General features: G+C 74.1%; 1 protein-coding gene. It reads left to right on the top strand.

Annotated elements, in window-relative coordinates; all coding sequences use genetic code 11:
• Positions 1-94 precede the first annotated feature (94 nt).
• Entirely contained in the window at positions 95-1,102 is a 1,008-nt protein-coding gene (locus ACFXPX_RS09280; RefSeq protein WP_380522897.1) for a lysophospholipid acyltransferase family protein, read from the top strand.
• The last annotated feature ends 97 nt before the right edge of the window (positions 1,103-1,199 follow it).

Below are 1,199 nucleotides of genomic sequence, written 5' to 3'. Positions count from 1 at the left end.
CGCCCCGCCGCCCCCCCCCGGGTCCCCGCCCGGCCGGCCCCCGATGGCCCCGCCCCCGCCGTACCGACCCGCCGCCCGAGGAGCTGAACCCGCGATGAGTGCCGCCGCCGACAACGCACCGGGCGAGGCCAAGGTCATCCCGATCGAGTCCGCCCCCAGCTGGAGCTCGCCGCAGGCCCCCGGCCTGGCCGACCGGCTCGCCGGGGCCGTCGGCGGGGCGCTGTCCGGGCAGCTCGGCCCGGCGGCCACCCGGCTGTTCGGCAAGGGCTGGGAGGGCCGGGCCACCGAGGGGCTGGCCTTCCTGCGCCGCAGGATCACCGGCGACTACGAGGTCGACGAGTTCGGCTTCGACCGGGAGCTCACCGAGGAGGTGCTGCTCTCGCTGCTGCGCCCGCTGGCCGAGAAGTACTTCCGGATCGACGTCCAGGGGATCGAGCACGTCCCGGCCGAGGGCGGCGCCCTGATCGTCGCCAACCACTCCGGCACCATCCCGCTGGACGCCCTGATGACCCAGGTGGCCATCCACGACCACCACCCGCACCGCCGGCACCTGCGGATGCTCGCGGCCGACCTGGTCTTCGTGCTGCCGGGCGTCAACGAGCTGGCCCGCAAGGCCGGCCACACCCTGGCCTGCAACGAGGACGCCCAGGCGCTGCTGGAGCGCGGCGAGCTGGTCGGGGTCTGGCCGGAGGGCTTCAAGGGCATCGGCAAGCCGTTCTCCGAGCGCTACAAGCTCCAGCGCTTCGGCCGCGGCGGCTTCGTCTCCTCGGCGCTGCGCGCGGGGGTGCCGATCGTGCCCTGCTCGATCGTCGGGGCGGAGGAGACCTACCCGATGATCGGCAACGTGAAGACGCTGGCCCGGCTGCTCGGCCTGCCGTACGTGCCGATCACCCCGACCTTCCCGTGGCTGGGGCCGCTCGGGATGCTGCCGCTGCCGACCAAGTGGACGATCCGCTTCGGCGAGCCGATCGCCACCGACGGCCATCCGCCGGAGGCGGCGGACGACCCGATGCTGGTCTTCGACCTGGCCGACGAGGTGCGCGAGACCATCCAGCACACCCTGTACCAGTTGCTGGTGCAGCGGCGGTCGGTGTTCTTCTGACCGTGCTCTCCTGACCGTGCTCTTCCGGCCACGGTCCTCCGGCCACGGTCCTCCGGTCGTCCCGCTCGGGACCGGACGCGGTGGGGGCCCGGCGGGA

The organism is Kitasatospora sp. NPDC059146 (assembly GCF_042786665.1).
In the GTDB taxonomy this organism is placed as follows: domain Bacteria; phylum Actinomycetota; class Actinomycetes; order Streptomycetales; family Streptomycetaceae; genus Kitasatospora.
This window is presented reverse-complemented; position numbering and strand designations above follow the sequence as displayed.